A 13,884-nucleotide genomic window follows, 5' to 3' on the forward strand; every position below is an offset into this window, starting at 1 on the left:
GCATCCTTACTTGGCAAAGGCCAGGTCGCGCAGGAACAGCGCAATCTGCGGGAAGAAGATCAGCGCCACCGACACGCCCAGCAGTATCAGGATGAACGGCGGCGTGCCGCGCACGACCTCGGCATAGGGGCGTTTGAAGACCGCGATGGCCGTGAAGATATCGCAGCCAAATGGGGGCGTGGCGGATCCGATGGCGACCTGCAGCGTGATGATGGTGCCGACCAGCACCGGATCAAGGCCAACTGATTTCACAACCGGAGCAAAAACCGGCACCAGCACCAGGATCACCACGATGGGGTCGACAAACATGCAGCCGATGAAGAAGGCGATGGAGATCACGAACAGCACGCCGATGGCCCCCATCTCGGCAATGCCGATGGCCCCCAGGATCTGCTGCGGCACCTGCGCAAAGGAGATCACCCAGGAGAACGCAGCGCCTGCCCCCACCAGGATGAACACGATGGCCGTTACAAGCCCGGTGGATTTAGCCGTGTCATAGACATTGGCCAGAGTCATCGACCGGAACACGCCGACCTCTAGGATCAGGGCATAAAGCACGCAGGCTGCGGCGGCCTCTGTCGGGCTGAACACGCCGCCATAGATGCCGCCGATGATGATCACCGGAAACCCCATTGGCCACAGCGCCTGCCGCATCGTCTGCAAACGCTCGGCCCAGGTGGCTTTCGGCTCTGTCGGCACGTTGTTGCGCACTGCATAGATGTAGGCATAGAGGGAAAACAGCACCAGGATCAGCAGGCCGGGCCCGATCCCAGCAATGAAAAGCTCTGCAATTGATGTGCTGGACACCACACCATAGATGATCATGCCGATCGAGGGCGGGATCAGAAAGGCGATGTCGCTGGCATTCACGATCAGCGCCAGCACAAAGCTGTCCTTGTAGCCTGCCTGCAGCATCCGCGGCCGCAAGGGGGAGCCGATGGCCACCACCGTCGCCTGGGTCGATCCCGAGACCGCGCCGAACATGGTGCAGGCCGCAGCGGTGGAGATCGCAAGCCCGCCGCGGATATGGCCGATATAGGCCATCACCACATTGATCAGCCGCCCGGCCGACTGGCCGCGGGTCATGATGTCGGCGGCAAAGATGAACATCGGCACCGCAATCAGCGACGCGGGCCGGATGCCGGCCATCATCTGCTGCACCATGGTTTCGGTCCGGGCCAGGTCGCCGAACAGCATCAGAAAGCCGATGAAGGCGCCGGCAATCAGCGGGATCATCATCGGAAAGCCCAGCAGCAGCAGGACAATCATGGTCAGGAAGATGGCAGCAGCCATGGGCAGGTCCTCAGATTTCGATTTCTTCGGCGTCCTCGTACCCTTCCTGCACGTGGGTCGAGAGGTAGATGCCGGGAGAGGTCAGATTGCGCACCGCAGTCAGCAGGTATTGAATGCCGGTCATGAAAAATCCCGCAGGCACCCAGACCAGGATAGTCCACACCGGTATCTGCAACGCGGGCAGCACCCGCCCGCGCGAGGCCTGCGCACCGATGTATTTCACCGCATAGAAACACAGCAGGAACATAAAGCCCGCGGTGACCAGCGAGATCACCACGACCATCACCTTGCGCAGATGCGGCGGCAGCAGGTCATAGATGGCGGACATACGGATATGACGGGCGTTGCGCGCCGCATAGCTGATGCCGGCAAAGGTAATCAGGATGATCAGGATCCGGTTCAGCTCTTCGGAGAAAAAGATCGAGTGTCCCAGCACAAAGCGGCCCACCACATTGGCTACGGTATTGGCGGCCATCAACAGCACACCAGCTGCCAGCAGGAATGACTCTGTACGGCTTACGGCACTGTCGATCACGCCCAGAAAGCCGGGCAGCGCTGACTGATGTGTGAGCATAGCTTCCTCCGAAGATCCGCGGGCCGCTGAGCAGGCAGCACCTGCACAGCGGCGTTTGCAGTGCTGGCGTCAGTTTGCGGTTGCCGCCAGGTCTGCCTTCATCTGCTCCAGGATCGCGGCGCCGCTGCCGCCGGTCATCTCGATGAATTTGGCCTCGACTTCAGCCGCCGCATCCTTGAAACAGCTGCGCTGTTCATCGGTCAGCACGGTGACTTTCATCTCCGGCTTGGCTTCCATGATCTTGGCAAGCTCGGTTTCCGCCGCCTGCTGCTGATAGACCACCGTGTGGTCATAAGCGGCCTGCGCCGCGTTCTGGACAACTTGCTGATCTTCGGCGCTGAGGCCGTCATAGAAGTCCTTGTTGGCCATCACTGCGGTGGTGAAATTGTTGTGGCCTGCATAGGTGATATAGTCGGTCACCTCGTAAATCTTGGTCGAATAGAGGAAGAACGTCGGGTTTTCCTGCCCCTGGATCACATTGGTCTGCAGCCCGCCGTACACCTCGCCCCAGGGCAGCGGCGTCGGGGTGGCGCCAAAGGCCTTGTAGCTTTCCACCAGCAGCGGATTGGTCATGACGCGGAACTTCACTTCGTTCAGGTCGGTGCAGGTGGTGACCGGGGTTTTGGTGGTCATCGCCACTTCGCCCTCGGGGAACATGTTCAAAAGCTCCAGCCCCTGTGCGGCATACAGCGGCTTGAACATGCCGTTGATGGCTTTGCTCTCCTTGTAGAAGCGCGCCAGATGCTCCTGATCGGTGGGCAGCAGGTAGGGCACAAAGAACACCTGCGCCTCGGGAATCAGCGATCCGGTGAAGCCCGGCGACTGGTCCACGAACTGCAGGATGCCGTCCTGGGTCTGTTCCATGATATCGGCGGATTCACCCAGGGTGCCATAGGGAAACAGCTGGATCTCGTGATCCGAGTTCGCCTCGATTTCCTCTTTGAATTTCTGAGCATAGACGCCCTGAACGTCGGTCATCGCCTCCTCAAAGGCATAACGCCAGGTGTCTGCCTGAGCAGCTGTGCCGGCAGTCAGTGCAATCCCCGCGGCCGCAATGGCCCCAAAGGTGAATGTGATGGATTGAGCCATGATTTCCTCCCAAGTCTCATGGGTGCCTGCGCACCGCTGCGACAGACTTGTTAGGAATTGTACTGCATGTCAATTTTTTTATTGTCGCATGACAATGCTAGTAGGCCAGCGGCGCCACTCCCTCAGGCGGGCGGTTCAGCATGCCGCCAAGCAGTTCCATGGCCTGTTTGAAGCGGCCTATGTCCTGGACGCTGCCCAGGGAAATCCGTACCGCGTTCTGAGGCGGAGTCTTGGGTGTCAGAAACGGTGCATCCGGAGCGACAGCAACTTTGAGTTCGCGGGCATAAGACACAAAGCTGGAAGTGGTCCAGCCGGAGTCCAGGGGCAACCAGAGGTGCAGCCCTGACGGATGTCCCCGCCATTGGCGGCCTTGCAGCGCTTGCGACGCGATTTCATACCTCTCCGCCAAGGCGCGCCGCTGCCAGCGGGCCAGCTCCAGCGCGGTACCGTCCTGTACCCAGCGGGTGGCGATCTCACACATCAGCGGCGTTGCCATCCAGCCGAATACGACAATCCGCCCCGTTAGTGCCGGCAGCAGGTGTTCAGGCGCCGCCATGTAGCCCGCCCGCAAGCCGGAAACGGTGCATTTGGTAAAGGTCGTCAGATAGATCGTGCGTTCAGGCGCCAAGGCCGCAACCGGAATGGGCCGGTCCTCGGCAACGGGGCCGAAAGCATCGTTTTCGATAATGTGCAGGTCATGTTTGCGGGCAATCTTCAGCAATGCCAGACGGCGCTCTTCTGGCATCATCTCTGCTGTTGTGTTGGCTAAAGATGGAAGCAGGAACAATACCTTAGCATTGCTCTCAGAACAGTGCCTGTCCAAGGCGTCCGGCAGGATTCCATCTTCGTCGCAGTCAACTCCGGCGAGATTGAGCCCAAGGTAGGAGCAGCCGGAAACCAGGAGGTGATGCGTGATCCGGCTCGACACAACTGTGTCGCCTGGCCGGGTAAGCGCGGACAGCGCAGCAGACATGCCATGGCTGACGCCATTGGTCATGATGATCCGCTCTGCCGGTGCATCCAGCCCGCAAATCTGCAGCCACCTCTCCCCGGCAGCCCTATGGGCATCATGCCCGACATTCGGACGGCAGGCCAGAAAATAGCTGGGGTCCAGCCCTTGAGGCAGCTCTGTCAGCGTCTGCTGAAACAGCTCTGCATGGCGCTGGGAGAAGGCAGGCCGTGAAATCGACAGATCGAAATTGCGGCCGCGCTCGGAACTGAGCTGAAACGGCTGATCATCCGGAGTGTCCGGATCCAGGACATAACTGCCACGCCCGACCTGGCCGTCGATCAACCGCTGCCGCCGCAGGTTTTCATAGGCCTTGCTTACCGTGTGAACACTTAGGCCAAGTTCCTCGGCCAGCTTTCGGTGAGTCGGCAGCCGGGTGCCTTTTGGCAGTTTCCCCTCCGAGATCGCCTTCGCAATGGCAATGGCAAGGCTGGTATGCAAAGGGGAGCTAAGGGCGGAGGGGTCAGGCAGCCAATTTGTCATGCAATACATTTACAATTGAGTGACGCTCCTTCGCAATGCATTTGCCGCCTTGCGGAAATTTTTCAAGACGGAAACTGGATTTCGGGCGCAATATGACAATTGACCACCTTCCCGCCGTTACCCCGAAACGCACAGCCTGGAAACAGGGCCGGATCGTTGGCCGGAAACAGCCGCTGCTTTCGAACCGCTGAACGCTGCTCGAGAGGTAAAAGACTAGAAACCGCGCAAGGCCGTCTTTGGCTGAGGCAGCACCGGCTCAAGGGGAGCTGCCCCGCAAGTTTGGCCTTCTTAAAAACCGCATTCAAAGTGTGGGCGTTTGAGTTCAATGTCTCTTGACCGGTCGCTCAATGCGGGATCCATCTTTTGGCTGCAAAGCCTGTTGCGGCTCAACCCTTTCGCCACGCCATCGCCTGGGATAGAACGCACATCAGTTCGAACATCAGCGAGATGCCCAGCCAGGCTGTGCCGCCGCTCTCGTCAAATGGCGGTGCCACCTCGACCAGATCCGCGCCAATCAGATTGACGCCGGCCAGTTCGCGGATCACCTGCTGGGCCTGGAAGCTGTTGGGCCCGCCGATCTCGGGCGTGCCGGTGCCGGGCGCATAGGTGGGGTCGACAAAGTCGATGTCATAAGTGCAATAGGCCGGCTGGCTGCCGAGGATGCCGCGCACCTCTTCCATCACGTCCTTGATGCCGCGGTCGAACAGCTCTTCCACCCGGATGATGCGGATGCCCTGCTCGAGGCCCCATTCGATGTCCTCGGTGTTATAGGCAGTACCGCGGATGCCGACCTGGACAAAGCGTTTAGGGTCGACCAGCCCTTCCTCCACCGCGCGGCGGAACGGGGTGCCGTGGGTGTATTTGTAGCCGCCGAAGTAGCTGTCGAAGAGATCGGTGTGGCTGTCGAACTGGACCAGCCCCAGCGGCCCGTCCGAAGCCAGCGCCCGCAGGACCGGCAAGGTGATCAGATGGTCGCCGCCCGCCGTCATCGGGGTGATGCCTGCCGCCTTGAAGCCGCTGTAGTAGGCGGTGATCCGTTCCAGGCTATCCTGGATGTCGACCGGATTGGGTGGCACGTCGCCCAGGTCGGCGCAGTTGACGGTGGTAAAGGGGTTCACGCCGGTCACCGGGTTCATCGCCCGGATCATGGTGGAATAGTCGCGCAGCTGCCGCGGCCCATGGCGGGCGCCGGGGCGGTTGGTGGTGCCGCCGTCCCAGGGCACCCCGACCAGCCCCATCTGCACCTCGCCATAGCGGGGATGGTCCGGCGTCAGCGACGGCAGCCGCATGAAGGTGGGCACCCCGGCAAAGCGGGGCAGGTCCATGGCAGAAACCGGTTGAAAGAAGTCATCACCATTTGGGGTCATGCGGTTGCTCCGTTCTTTACGTTTTCCGCGATCATCGCGATCATCTCGAACATGATAGCAGAGGCGGTCAGGGCGGTGATCTGGTTCGGGCTGTCCTTGGTCGGCATCATACAGACGATATCGCCGCCGGCGATGTTCATGCCACGCACGGCGTGCAGCAGGGCAACTGCCTCGTCGATGTCAAAGCCCTTTTCACCCGGCTCCAGGTTGGAGACCGCCGGCGCAATTGTCGGGTCCAGGCTGTCGAGGTCAAAGGTGATATAAACCGGGCGGCCTGCCATGACTTCCTTGATCTGGGCCACCACGTCCTCGACCCCGCGCTTGCGGAACTCCTTCATGGTGACGACGTTGTAGCCATAGTCATAAGACGGCTCCAGCCAGTCCAGGGTGCGGGCGTGGCCGCGGATGCCGATCTGCATGGAATGATGCGGGTCGACCTTGCCCTGATCCACCAGATAGGCGCCCCAATGGGCGGCGGATTTCTTGGCGCCCAGGAAGTGGTCGACCTTGGTGAAAACATCTGTGTGGGCATCGAAATGCAGGAAGCAGACCGGCTCGCCCTTGGTGATCTTGCCGCAGCCGATGGCCTGCACGATGCCGCCGGTGATCGAGTGGTCGCCGCCGATGGAAACCGGCCGGGCGCCTGCCGCGTCGATCTCCTGGTAGAAGCGGGTGATCTGCTCGATACAGTCCTCGTTGTCGTTGGCGCGTGGGAAGGGCACGTCGCCGACATCGGCAATTCTGGCGGCCTCCCAGGGGTTCAGTTCGAAACTGCCATGCACCCGGCGCCCCACGGCCGAGACGTTGCGCAGCGCACGGGGGCCCAGGTGCTGGTCGCGCTCGGTGGTGCCGTTGCCGGTGGAATGCGGCACGCCGACCAGGGCGATGTCCTGGTTTTCGGGACCTTCGTTGGGGCAGCGGAACATAGTGGGGATGCCCCACCAATAGAGGTTCTCCATCATGGATTTCAGATGTTCGTCAGCCATGTGCAGCCTTTCCGGGTTAGAGAAGAAAAAGACCCCGATGCCAAAGTCGCAGCACCGGGGCAGTCCGGGACAGCCCCGGGGGAGGGTCTAGCTTTCGCCGGTTTTCTTGCGGTAGGCGCCTTGTGCGATCCGGTCGATGACCATGGCGCAGAACAGGATGGCGAGACCGCCCAGGAGGCCCTGGCCTTTGGCCGCATACTGCAGCGCTTCCAGGATCAGAGCGCCCAGCCCTTCGGCGCCGATCAGCGAGGCGATCACCACCATCGACAGCGACATCAGGATGGTCTGGTTGATGCCAGTCATGATCGAAGGCAGCGCCAAGGGCAGCTCGACGTTGAACAACAGCTGGCGGCGTGAGCAGCCAAAGGCAATGGCGGCTTCCTTGGTGGCCTCCGGCACGCCGCGCATGCCCAGGGCGGTCAGGCGGATCACCGGCGGCATCGCAAAGACCAGGGTGGCCAGAACCCCCGGCGGCTTGCCGGTGCCGAAGAAGGCGATGATCGGGATCAGGTAGACGAAGGCCGGCATGGTCTGCATGAAGTCCAGCACCGGTTCCGCAATGGCATAGGCGCGTTTGGATTTGCCGAACCAGATGCCGAGCGGAATGCCGATTGCCACGCAGAGGAAGGCCCCCGCGCCGATCAGCGCCACGGTGATCATTGCCAACTCCCACAGGCCCATGAAGGCAAGGTAGGCGAGCGAGGCGGCGGTAAAGATCGCCACCCGAGGCCCGGCCAGGCGCAGTGCCATGACCACGGTCACAAACATCACCACCGGCCAGGGGGTCTGGATCAGCAGCACTTCCAGCCCGTCCAGCACCCAGCGGATGCCGGCTGTGACGCCGTCGAACACGTCGCCGAAGTTGTTGGCCAGCCAGTCGAAACCAGCATCGCCTTTCTTGGACAGCGCGGCGAAGTATTCCTTGCCGACCGGGAATTCGGTGATCGGCAGACGCTCGCCCAGCAGCCCGCCGGTGACATTGGCCATGGCCTCATCCGGTTTGGCGACAGTGAAGCGCACCAGGGTCAGCGGCCAGATCGCCAGCATGCCGATGGCACCAAAGATCAGACCATTGCGGCTCATCCCCGATTGCGCCTTTTGGCCGGAGCGCCAGCGCAGGTACTGGGCCTCATAGGTGGTGTTGGCATAGAAGCCCTCGGCCAGCTTGATCACCGCCATCAGGGCAAGGCCGGTGAGCAGAATGGCCAGTGCAGTGCTGCTGGCGGCATTGGCGGCCTCCAGCGCCTTGTCGGCGGCAGCGCGCAGGTTGTCGGCGATCTTCAGCTTGGCGGCAGCGCCGGCAGCGTCGCCCGCGGCGGTCAGATCCGCCGCCTGGGCTTCGCGCTTGGCAATGTTGCCCAGCAGGCGCTCATAGCGGGCCAGCTGGTCGGCGCCAAGTTCGCCCCAAAGGCCGCGGCCGATCTGCACCAAGGCAAACAGCTCCAGCACCAGGAACATCCAGAAGAAGCCCCAGGCGCCGCGGGCAGCGCCCCACAGGGGGCCGCAGACGGCCGCCATGGTGTTCCAGGACCAGGCAAAGCCAGTTTTGCCCTGGATGCGGGCAAATTCGCGGGCGTAGTAGGAGCCGTTTTCTACGGCAAATCCTTCGACGCTGAGGCTAGGCGTTTCGATAGCTGTATCCTTCATGCCTTGCCCCCCTGGATGCCCTTTAAGAGCGTTGCACGGTCGACCACGCCAATGTCGGCGCCATCGTCGCCGGTGATGACAATCACGTTCTCGGTCGAGGTGGCTATGTCGATCAGCTGGTCCAGGTCTGTGCCGTGATGGGCGCGCGGGCTTTCGTCGAAATTGACAGGCCGGGTGGGCCGGTACTCTCTGATCGGCACCATGATCGAATGGGCAAAGACCAGTTTCAGCTTGGAGATGCCCTCGACAAAATCGCGCACGTAGTCGTCGGCGGGCTGGGTGACGATCTCCTCCGGCGTGCCGATCTGCACGATGCGGCCGTCCTTCATGATGGCGATGCGGTTGCCGATACGGATCGCCTCGTCCAGGTCGTGGGTGATGAAGACGGTGGTCTTGTTCAGCTCTGCCGACAGTTTCATGAACTGGTCCTGCAATTGACGGCGGATCAGCGGGTCGAGGGCCGAGAAGGGTTCGTCCATCAGCAGAACATCCGGGTCGGAGGCCAGGGCGCGCGCCAGGCCGACCCGCTGCTGCATGCCGCCGGACAGCTCGCGGGGGAAACGGTCCTCAAACCCCGTCAGGTTCACCTTGTCCAGGCAGCGCTGCGAGACTTCCCAGCGGGTGGATTTCGGCTCGCCGCGCACCTGCAGCGGGAAGCCCACGTTGTCGCGCACGGTGCGGTGCGGCAGCAGCGCCATGTGCTGGAACACCATGCCGATGTTCATCGCCCGCATCTCGCGCAAGGCCGCGTCCGACAGGGTCAGCATGTCCCGGCCCATCACCGAGATATTGCCTGCGGTCGGCTCGATCAGCCGGTTCAAGTGGCGCACCATGGTGGATTTGCCGGAGCCCGACAGCCCCATCACGCAGAAGATCTCGCCGCGTTTCACCTCGAAGGACACGTCGGCGATGCCGACCACGCAGTTGAATTCCTCCAGCACCTCGGCCTTGCCCAGGCCGCGTTCGCGGATTGCCGCCATCGCGGCATCGGCATTCGGCCCGAATATTTTCCACACGCCGTCCAGCGTGATCACATTGTCAGTCATATGCTCAGTCTCCGGATGTCCCGGTTCGTTTGGCGGGCAGCAGTGCCGCCCGCCTGTGGCCCTTAGGTTCCGGCAGTTTACTGGAACCAGGAGTCCACCAGATCGGCGTTTTCATCGACCCAGTTGCGGGCGAATTCTGCCGGGTCCTGACCATCAACGGACAGTGCATAGACCACGGCGTTTACCTGCTCGGTGGTGAGCTTGACCTTGCCCAGCATCGCCGCCGCTTCGGGCTGGCTGTCAGCGAGGCCCGCTGAATAGAACACATGCAGCTTGGCCGCGTCCCAGGCAGTGCCCGCCTTGGAGTTTTCCAGCCAGTTCGGATCGTCGGTCGGCTGTTTCACATCCCATTCGGCGGCGTCATAGGCAGGCTCTGTCAGCGGCACCAGGTCGTAGAGAGAGAACATGTGGTGCGGCGTGTAGCAGTAGAAAACGATGTTCTGCCCCTGCGCCACCGCGTTGTCGACCTGGGCCAGCGCCAGGGTCTCGTCCATTTCCATCAGGTTCATGGTCTCGGAGTAGCCATAGGATTTGGCGCGGATCTTCTCGACATTGGTGGAGGCCCAGCCGGCCCCGCCGATCCACATCTCGCCGCGGCCGTCGCCATCGGTGTCGAAGTTCGCTGCCATCTCAGGGTCGGTCAGATCGCTGAGGGCCGAGATGCCGGTGCGCTCCTGGGTGTCCTTGGTGACGCAGATCTGCTGGTCGGACAGCACCGCGTTCGGGTTATAGTCAACCGTGCCCTTGCCGGTGACAAAAGTGTCGTGAAGGTTCTGCTGGTTTGGCAGCCAGACCTCCGGGTGCACATGCATGGCGCCGGAATCCATCGCCTCGAAGATGATCGGATTGGTGCCGTTCTGCAGCTCTACCGAGAGGCCCAGATTGTCCTCCAGCGCCACCTTTAGGATATGCGCGGTTCCGCGGACTGAGGCCCAGTTTGGCACCCCGATCACCACATCCTGCGCCATGGCGGTGCTGCCGAGGGTGGCGGCCAGTGCGGCGGCGGCCAGAGGTTTGGCCAGTGTTTTGGTCTTGTTCATGTTAGTCTCCCTTGTTGGATGATCACTTTGTTTTTGTTTGAGCGCCCGGCGCGTGATCACGTTGCCGGGGCCATTTGTTTTGAAAGCGTGAGGGCGGCCTGAAACAGCACGTTGCAGCCGGCCTCAAGGTGGTCAGGTTCGGCCCATTCAGCCTCGTTGTGGCTGAGGCCGCCGCGGCAGGGCACAAAGACCATTGCGGTGGGTGCCTTGCGGGCGACCTGACAGGCGTCGTGGCCCGCGCCCGACACCATCCGGCGCCAGGGGTGTCCGCTGTCCTTGGCCGCGTCCTCGATAGCGCCGACGCAAACGGCATCGAAGTTCACCGGCGGGTTGTGCCAGATCATGTCAAGAGCGACCCCGGCTTCCTGCTCTTCGGCGGCGGCGCGGCGGATGGCGTTGTCCATGCCGCTCAGCACCGCGTCGTCAGGGTGGCGGAAGTCGATGGTGAACCGCACCTCGCCGGGGATGGTGTTGCGGGAATTCGGGCTGACGTGCAGCTCGCCCACGGTGCCGACGCCATCGGGGCCATAGGCCAGGGCGATCCGCTGCACCTCTTGTATGAGGCGCGCCGCGGAGACCAGCGCGTCGCTGCGCCCGGGCATCGGGGTGGAGCCGGAATGGGCGTCGCGGCCCTTGACGGTGACATCATACCAGCGCTGGCCCTGGCCGCCGGTGACCACGCCGATCACCTCCTCATTGGCTTCCAGCACCGGGCCCTGCTCGATATGGGCTTCCAGAAAGGCGCCGAACTGATGCGCGCCGCAGGGTTCTGAGCCGGCATAGCCGATCCGTTCCAGCTCATCGCCGAACCGCAGCCCTTCGGCGTCTTCGCGGCTGAGGGCAAACTCCAGATCAAACAGCCCCGCATAAACGCCGGAGCACAGCATGGCAGGGGCAAAGCGCGCGCCTTCTTCATTGGTCCAGTTGACGATCTCGATCGGGGCATCGGTCTCCAGCCCCAGATCGTTCAACGTCCGCACCACCTCTAGGCCCGCAAGAACGCCATAGACGCCATCGAACTTGCCGCCGTGCGGCTGGGTGTCCAGGTGGCTGCCAATGGCGATGGGCAGGGCGTCCGGATCACGTCCCGCGCGGCGGGCAAACATGTTGCCCAGCCGGTCATAGGTGACGGTGCAGCCCGCATCCTCGCACCAGCGGGTAAACAGCTCGCGGGCTTCCAGGTCGCCATCCGTCAGCGTCAGCCGCCCGCAGCCGCCGCCCGGCAAGGCGTCGATCTTGGCCATCTCCATGATGCTCTGCCACAGCCGGGCGCCGTCTATGCGATGGTTGCTGCTCATGCGCTTTGGGGGGCGTCTTCGCGGCACAGCGCCTGGCTCAGGCAATGCACGCCGCCGCCGCCCAGGGTGAACATCGACATGTCGGGGTCAAAGACCTCGAACCCCAGCGCGCGCATCTTGGCGTTCAGGTCCTTGGCGCCGGCCATCGACAGCACCTTGCCATCGCCCAAGGCCACCAAGTTCACGCCCAGGTTCTTGGCCTCGGCATAGGAGACATCGACGATCTCGATTCCCCAGCCCTTGACGATATCCACCAGCCAGGGCTCCATCGCGTCGATGCAGGCCACTGCCAGCTTCTCGGCCAGCGGCACGATCAGCCCGTCCATATGCACGAACTCGCGGCTGATCGGGGCCACCACGGCCTCCCAGCCCTCTGCACGGACAAATTCGGCGACCTGTTCAGAGCCCTCTTTCTCGGACCGCTCGCCGCAATAGCCGATCAGCACCCGGCCCGGCTCGATGATGTTGAAGTCGCCGCCTTCGAAGTGGCCCGCGGTGGCGAACTTCCAAATCGGAATATCGTTGTCCTGGTAGAATTTGATCGCGGTCGCGTAATCCGCCCGGCGGCATTTCAGCTGCATATGGCAGATCAGCGCGCCCCAAGGGGTCATGGCAGAGCTGTCGCGGGCGAAGAAATTGCGGTGCAGCACCTCGTCGCTGTCCAGATAGTGGCAGGTGACGCCGGCCTCCTCGTAGATCGAGACCATTTCCGAGTGCTGCTTCATCGCCAGCTGCAGGTCGAACTGCACGCCGGTCTTGTGCGCGTTGGCTAGGGTGCGCCCGATCAGCGGGCCGGCTTCGACCCATTTGAAATACTCCGGCCTGCCCAGCAGAACATCTGTCAGCTTGGCGTAGTCGTTGTTGATCCCCCAGCGCTTGGCCGTTGCAGTGCTCGCATCCATGCTGCTCTATCTCCTCGTCAATACATGCTTGGGCGATAGGATTGGCCGGGATTAGCTTTTATTAAATTACAAACTAAGGGACTTAACTTTTACAAACTTGCAAGTATGGTGAGGCCATGCTGCCGCCAGCCCTCTCCAAAGCCGACCTGCACCTGCTCTACGTCTTCTGCGCGGTGGTGGAGGCGCGCGGATTTTCGGCAGCGCAGATCACGCTGAATGTCTCGGCCTCGACCATCTCGCGGCAGATTGCCGATCTGGAAACCCGGCTGGGCATGCGCCTGTGCCAGCGCGGCCGCAAGGGGTTCCGGCTGACCGACAAGGGTGAGATCGTCTATGCCGCCTCGCACAAGCTGTTTGCGGCGCTGGATCAGTTCGGCGAGACGGTGGACGGCACCCGCGGCAAGCTGGTGGGGCGGCTTTCGGTGGCGGCGATCGACAACTGGGTGTTCAACAATGATGCGCCGATCATGAGCGCCCTGGCCGAGTTCACCCGGATTGCGCCGGAGGTGGCGATCGAGATGCACTCGCTGGCGCCCGACGACATCGAGATGGCGGTGCAGGACGGCCAGATTGCGTTGGGCGTGGGCGTGTTCCACAAGCACAAGCCGGGCCTGATATACGAGACATTGGGGTATGAACGGATCGGCCTTTACTGCAGCCGCGGCCATCCCCTGTTTACCGCGGACACGCCGGCAAGGGTCGAGGAACTGCTGCCGCAGGCGAATTTCTGCAAGCGCGCCTATCTGAACGAGGATCTGGTGGCGCCGGTCTCCCGCGGGCTGCCTTCAAATGCCAGCGCGCATCAGATCGAAGGTATTGCCATGCTGGTGCTGACCGGCCGCTACATAGGCTATCTGCCGGAAAGCTTTGCCAATATCTGGGTGCGGGAAGGCCGGGTCCGGTCAGTGGGTGACGGCATGTTTGATCTGAAGTCCGAAATCAAACTGGTGCGCAAACGCGGTGTGGAGCCGAACCTGGTGGTCAAGACCTTCATCCAGCTTGTGAAACAAAGTTGTGGGCCGCCTAGGTAAGAGTAAAGAAGTTGAGGGGCCTCAGTCTGCTTGCCCTAAGGCCTGCTGCCGCCTGGCTATACAGTGCCGGGATCCGCGTTGCAGCTCAATCTGTGCGGAATGGCACCGAAACAGATGAA

The 13,884-nt window shown here is 62.2% G+C and carries 12 protein-coding genes; 1 reads left to right on the top strand and 11 read right to left on the bottom strand.

Annotated features, from left to right (window positions below; all coding sequences use genetic code 11):
• Window positions 1-6: 6 nt before the first annotated feature.
• The 11 genes from ACXAEK_RS05810 to ACXAEK_RS05860 all read right to left on the bottom strand — a co-directional run bounded on the left by ACXAEK_RS05810 (window position 7) and on the right by ACXAEK_RS05860 (window position 12,734).
• Window positions 7-1,293: a TRAP transporter large permease gene (locus ACXAEK_RS05810; RefSeq protein WP_475040407.1), complete on the bottom strand. Its 1,287-nt coding sequence runs from the start codon at window positions 1,291-1,293 to the stop codon at window positions 7-9.
• A 10-nt stretch (window positions 1,294-1,303) separates the two neighbouring features.
• Complete coding sequence (locus tag ACXAEK_RS05815; RefSeq protein ID WP_475040409.1) at window positions 1,304-1,867, bottom strand: TRAP transporter small permease; 564 nt, start codon at window positions 1,865-1,867, stop codon at window positions 1,304-1,306.
• A 69-nt stretch (window positions 1,868-1,936) separates the two neighbouring features.
• A complete protein-coding gene (locus ACXAEK_RS05820) occupies window positions 1,937-2,956 on the bottom strand; it encodes a TRAP transporter substrate-binding protein (protein WP_475040411.1) in 1,020 nt (339 codons plus the stop codon).
• Window positions 2,957-3,053: 97 nt separating this feature from the next.
• Window positions 3,054-4,448: a MocR-like ectoine utilization transcription factor EhuR gene (gene ehuR, locus ACXAEK_RS05825; protein ID WP_475040412.1), complete on the bottom strand. Its 1,395-nt coding sequence runs from the start codon at window positions 4,446-4,448 to the stop codon at window positions 3,054-3,056.
• A gap of 386 nt (window positions 4,449-4,834) precedes the next feature.
• Window positions 4,835-5,815, bottom strand: coding sequence for an agmatinase (gene speB / locus ACXAEK_RS05830; protein WP_475040414.1), 981 nt, complete (start codon window positions 5,813-5,815; stop codon window positions 4,835-4,837).
• Window positions 5,812-6,801, bottom strand: a complete 990-nt coding sequence (locus ACXAEK_RS05835; protein ID WP_475040416.1) for an arginase family protein — start codon at window positions 6,799-6,801, stop codon at window positions 5,812-5,814. The genes speB and ACXAEK_RS05835 overlap by 4 nt, the downstream gene beginning before the upstream one ends.
• 87 nt (window positions 6,802-6,888) lie before the next feature.
• On the bottom strand, window positions 6,889-8,448 hold the full coding sequence (locus tag ACXAEK_RS05840) for an ABC transporter permease (RefSeq protein WP_475040417.1): 1,560 nt from the start codon (window positions 8,446-8,448) through the stop codon (window positions 6,889-6,891).
• Window positions 8,445-9,494 (bottom strand): quaternary amine ABC transporter ATP-binding protein, encoded by a 1,050-nt coding sequence (locus ACXAEK_RS05845; RefSeq protein ID WP_475040419.1) that lies wholly within the window; start codon window positions 9,492-9,494, stop codon window positions 8,445-8,447. Before ACXAEK_RS05845 ends, ACXAEK_RS05840 begins: the two co-directional genes overlap by 4 nt.
• Before the next feature lie 77 nt (window positions 9,495-9,571).
• Complete coding sequence (locus ACXAEK_RS05850; protein ID WP_475045201.1) at window positions 9,572-10,462, bottom strand: ABC transporter substrate-binding protein; 891 nt, start codon at window positions 10,460-10,462, stop codon at window positions 9,572-9,574.
• A gap of 128 nt (window positions 10,463-10,590) precedes the next feature.
• Window positions 10,591-11,832 (bottom strand): Zn-dependent hydrolase, encoded by a 1,242-nt coding sequence (locus ACXAEK_RS05855; protein WP_475040420.1) that lies wholly within the window; start codon window positions 11,830-11,832, stop codon window positions 10,591-10,593.
• Entirely contained in the window at window positions 11,829-12,734 is a 906-nt protein-coding gene (locus tag ACXAEK_RS05860; RefSeq protein WP_475040422.1) for a dimethylarginine dimethylaminohydrolase family protein, read from the bottom strand. Before ACXAEK_RS05860 ends, ACXAEK_RS05855 begins: the two co-directional genes overlap by 4 nt.
• Window positions 12,735-12,850: 116 nt before the next feature.
• Here ACXAEK_RS05860 and ACXAEK_RS05865 point away from each other — a divergent pair, with 116 nt between their 5' ends.
• The gene (locus tag ACXAEK_RS05865) at window positions 12,851-13,765 is read left to right on the top strand and encodes a LysR family transcriptional regulator (protein WP_475040424.1); all 915 of its coding nucleotides are present in this window, start codon (window positions 12,851-12,853) and stop codon (window positions 13,763-13,765) included.
• The last annotated feature ends 119 nt before the right edge of the window (window positions 13,766-13,884 follow it).

This window comes from Leisingera sp. ABM4_101 (assembly GCF_056158725.1).

Bases quoted from the DNA above. Each gene is read 5' to 3' on its own strand.
- ACXAEK_RS05810 (WP_475040407.1), bottom strand. From the start codon at position 1,293: ATGGCTGCTGCCATCTTCCTGACCATGATTGTCCTGCTGCTGCTGGGC.
- ACXAEK_RS05815 (WP_475040409.1), bottom strand. From the start codon at position 1,867: ATGCTCACACATCAGTCAGCGCTGCCCGGCTTTCTGGGCGTGATCGAC.
- ACXAEK_RS05820 (WP_475040411.1), bottom strand. From the start codon at position 2,956: ATGGCTCAATCCATCACATTCACCTTTGGGGCCATTGCGGCCGCGGGG.
- ehuR (WP_475040412.1), bottom strand. From the start codon at position 4,448: ATGACAAATTGGCTGCCTGACCCCTCCGCCCTTAGCTCCCCTTTGCAT.
- speB (WP_475040414.1), bottom strand. From the start codon at position 5,815: ATGACCCCAAATGGTGATGACTTCTTTCAACCGGTTTCTGCCATGGAC.
- ACXAEK_RS05835 (WP_475040416.1), bottom strand. From the start codon at position 6,801: ATGGCTGACGAACATCTGAAATCCATGATGGAGAACCTCTATTGGTGG.
- ACXAEK_RS05840 (WP_475040417.1), bottom strand. From the start codon at position 8,448: ATGAAGGATACAGCTATCGAAACGCCTAGCCTCAGCGTCGAAGGATTT.
- ACXAEK_RS05845 (WP_475040419.1), bottom strand. From the start codon at position 9,494: ATGACTGACAATGTGATCACGCTGGACGGCGTGTGGAAAATATTCGGG.
- ACXAEK_RS05850 (WP_475045201.1), bottom strand. From the start codon at position 10,462: ATGGCGCAGGATGTGGTGATCGGGGTGCCAAACTGGGCCTCAGTCCGC.
- ACXAEK_RS05855 (WP_475040420.1), bottom strand. From the start codon at position 11,832: ATGAGCAGCAACCATCGCATAGACGGCGCCCGGCTGTGGCAGAGCATC.
- ACXAEK_RS05860 (WP_475040422.1), bottom strand. From the start codon at position 12,734: ATGGATGCGAGCACTGCAACGGCCAAGCGCTGGGGGATCAACAACGAC.
- ACXAEK_RS05865 (WP_475040424.1), top strand. From the start codon at position 12,851: ATGCTGCCGCCAGCCCTCTCCAAAGCCGACCTGCACCTGCTCTACGTC.